This is a genomic window from uncultured Cellulomonas sp., from assembly GCF_963527515.1.
In the GTDB taxonomy this organism is placed as follows: Bacteria; Actinomycetota; Actinomycetes; order Actinomycetales; family Cellulomonadaceae; genus Cellulomonas.
On the sequence record NZ_CAURTV010000182.1, the window covers coordinates 1 to 3,552 of the forward strand.

3 protein-coding genes are annotated in these 3,552 nt (G+C 73.5%); 1 reads left to right on the forward strand and 2 read right to left on the reverse strand.

What is annotated here, in order from left to right:
• Window positions 1-90: 90 nt before the first annotated feature.
• On the reverse strand, window positions 91-738 hold the full coding sequence (locus RYN42_RS19995) for a copper resistance protein CopC (protein WP_315099335.1): 648 nt from the start codon (window positions 736-738) through the stop codon (window positions 91-93).
• A gap of 44 nt (window positions 739-782) precedes the next feature.
• Window positions 783-1,412: a hypothetical protein gene (locus tag RYN42_RS20000; protein ID WP_315099338.1), complete on the reverse strand. Its 630-nt coding sequence runs from the start codon at window positions 1,410-1,412 to the stop codon at window positions 783-785.
• 130 nt (window positions 1,413-1,542) lie between these two features.
• Here RYN42_RS20000 and RYN42_RS20005 point away from each other — a divergent pair, with 130 nt between their 5' ends.
• Complete coding sequence (locus tag RYN42_RS20005; protein ID WP_315099341.1) at window positions 1,543-3,330, forward strand: MDR family MFS transporter; 1,788 nt, start codon at window positions 1,543-1,545, stop codon at window positions 3,328-3,330.
• The last annotated feature ends 222 nt before the right edge of the window (window positions 3,331-3,552 follow it).

The following is a 3,552-nucleotide window of genomic DNA, read 5'->3' on the forward strand; positions in this document are numbered from 1 at the left end:
CCGCCGGCGCCCGCGCGGCCGGCGCTCGTCACCGGCGCAGTCATCCGACCAGCGTAGGTCGACTCGAGCGCCCGCCGGACATGCCGTCGGTCACGTGCCCGGAGGCGGCCCCGGCCGGCGCCGCAGCAGCAGCCACGCGACGACCGCACCCGCCACGACGAGCGCCGCGACCGCGCCGATCAGCACCGGACCGGAGACGCGGCTCTCGGAGGACGGCGCCGCGGGGGCGGACGGTGAGGGGGAGGAGGAGGGCGAGGCCGAGGGGCTCGGCAGCGGCACCGGCGTCACCTCCGCGGAGGCCGTCGGCGTCATGGTCGGCGCCGGCGTCGCGACCCCGTACGACGTGGCCTCCGCGGCGGTGAACCGGAACTGGTCCTCGATGGGGTGCCCGTCGGCGGAGGTGACCCGGTAGAGGACCGTGTACTCGCCGGCGGGGAGCTCCCCGGTGACCGCCTGCGAGACCGTGTTGTCGACGAGGACCGGCGGGCCGATGCTCACCATGCGCTGGTCGAACGCGTGGACCATGATCGTCGTCCCCACGTCCAGCAGGGGCTCGCTGAACGTCATGGTGATGATCTCGGGCACCGCGGGCACGGTCGAGCCGGCGGCGGGGTCGGTGCTCTGCAGGACGGTGTGGGCCTGCGCGGGTGGGGCTGCGAGGAGGCCGGCCGTCAGGGCCAGCCCGAGGGCAGCGAGGCCGCGCAGCGCGGTGGAGGTCGGTCGAGGGGACGAGGGCACGGAAGCTCCGCAGGGGTGTGGTGGCGAGCGAGGGCGCGCGCGGGTCAGCGCGGGGGGAGCGAGCGCGACTGCCACGCGGGCGGACCGCGCAGCGGGACGACGTCACGCCACCAGGCGTGTGCAGGACCGGGGACGTCCGCGGGCGTCGGCAGTGCCGCGCGGGCGGCGACGACGGGCACCGCGGCGGGGCCACCTACCAGGGGACGCAGCCACGCGGCCAGCCACCACAGCGCACGGTCGACGCCGACGAGGACGAGGGCGGTGACGAGCGTCGCGACGACGTGCAGGACGAGCATGGCCGGCAGGCCGAGCACCGGCGCGACGAGCGCCGCGTCCACCGCGGTGCAGGCGGGCGCCATGACCATGCCGGGGTGGTGCACGTGCGTCGGCGCGCTTTCCCCCGGCAGGCACGCCATCGAGGTGAACAGGGTGGACGACGCGTGCACCGCGAGCTGCCCGACGGCCAGCAGCCCGACCGCGCCGAGCGCTCCGAGCCGGCGTCCGGTCAGGGCGACCGCGGCCGCCAGCACGACCGCGGTCAGGGTGAGGGTCACGACGAGCGCGGGGAGCTCGCCGTCCGCGACCACGTGGGCCAGCGCGGCGAGCGCGACGGTCACCGCCGCGGCCGCTCCCGCACGCGCGAGGCGCAGGGGGCCGGTCGCGGGCGCGCGCATGCGGACACCGTAGCGGCCGCCGGCTGCGCGGGGACCGGTGAAGGGGAACACATCCCGGTGGCGTCGTGTTGCGAGCACGTACACGATGGTTGTCCTGCGCAATCAATCCCCCTCTGCCTCAGAAGGTTCGATGTCGCCTCAGAGCACCGCCTCGACCGAGGCCGGCCCAGCCACCTTCACGCCGCCGACGCACCGGGAGATCCTCACGATCCTCGGCGGCCTCATGCTCGGCATGTTCCTCGCCGCGCTCGACCAGACGATCGTCGCCACGTCCATCCGGACCATCGGGGACGACCTGCACGGGCTGTCCCTGCAGGCCTGGGTCACCACCGCGTACCTGCTGACGGCCACCATCTCGACCCCGCTCTACGGCAAGCTCTCCGACCTGTACGGCCGCAAGCCGCTGTACCTGTTCGCGATCTCGGTCTTCGTGGTGGGCTCGCTGCTGTCGGGCACGGCCGACTCGATGTACCAGCTGGCCGCGTACCGCGGCGTGCAGGGTCTCGGCGCCGGCGGGCTCATGGCGCTGGCGATCACGATCCTCGGTGACCTCGTCGCGCCCCGCGAGCGCGCCCGCTACCAGGCCTACTTCCTGGCGGTGTTCGGGACGTCGTCGGTGCTCGGACCGGTGGTCGGCGGGTTCTTCGCCGGCGCCGACACCATCCTCGGGGTCGACGGGTGGCGCTGGGTCTTCCTCATCAACGTGCCCATCGGCATCATCGCGATCCTCGTCATCTCGCGCGTGCTGCACCTGCCGCCGCTCACGCGGGTCGACCACCGGATCGACTACCCCGGCGCGCTCGCGCTGGTCGTCGCGCTGGTGCCGCTGCTGGTCGTCGCCGAGCAGGGGCGCATCTGGGGCTGGGACTCCCCGCGGTCGATCGCCTGCTACCTGATCGGCGCGGTCGGCGTGGCGGCGTTCGTCGTCGCCGAGCGGTACGCCAAGGCCGACGCGATCCTGCCGCTCTACCTGTTCCGCAACCGCACGTTCTCCGTGGGCGCGGGCGCCAACCTCGTCATCGGCCTCGGCATGTTCGGCGGCCTCGCGACCCTCCCGCTGTACCTGCAGATCGCCAAGGGCCAGTCCCCCACGGAGGCGGGACTGACGCTCATCCCGTTCACGCTCGGGATCATGACCGGCTCGATCGTGGCGGGACAGGCGACCTCGCGCACCGGCCGCTACAAGATCTTCCCGGTGATCGGCACCGTCCTCATGGGCATCGGCGCCCTGCTGTTCTCCCGCCTCGAGGCCGGCACCGGCCTGCCGTACGTGTTCGCGGTGTCCATCGTGTTCGGGCTCGGGCTGGGGCTCACCATGCAGCCGCTGGTGCTTGCCGTGCAGAACGCGGTGCCGGTCAGGGACATGGGCGTCGCGACGTCGTCGTCCCTGTTCTTCCGGCAGATGGGCGGGACGCTGGGCACCGCCGTGTTCCTCTCGGTGCTGTTCTCGACGGTGGGCGGCAACATCGCGTCGGCGTTCCGGACCGCGACGGGCACGGCCGAGTTCCAGGCGGCGCTCGCCGACCCCGCGGTGCTGGCCGACCCGGCGAACGCACCCGTCCTGGAGATGGCGCGCGGCGGCGGGGCGGTGCCCTCCCTGGACGACTCGTCGTTCATCACCGCCCTCGACCCGCGCCTCGCGCAGCCGTTCCTCGACGGCTTCGCGCAGTCGGTGGACACGGTCCTGCTGCTGGCCGCCGTCATCATGGTCTTCGGCCTGATCCTCACCGTCCTGCTCCCCGAGCTGCCCCTGCGCAACGTGTCGGGCATCCAGGGCCGTTTCGACGACGACGCCGCGACCGCCGCGCAGGCGAGCCCCGGTGCGACCGCGGTCGGTGGCGTCACCAGCATCGTCGCCGACGAGGCCGCGGTGGGCCGCGCTGACCAGGAGGCCGAGAACTCGTCGCGCAGCGGGTGAACCCGGAGCGCCCCGATTCCGTCACAGTGGGTGTCCGCCACGAGCACGTCGACCAGGAGGCCGAGATGTCCGCGACAGCACCCACCACCACCACCCACACGTGCGACGGCTGCCTGGACAGGCGGGAGGTGCTGGTCCGGGCCGGCGTCGTGACCATGGGCGTCGCCGCGGCGGGCGTGCTCGCGGCGGGCGGGGGGTGTGTTATAAAAAAATACCAGCCCA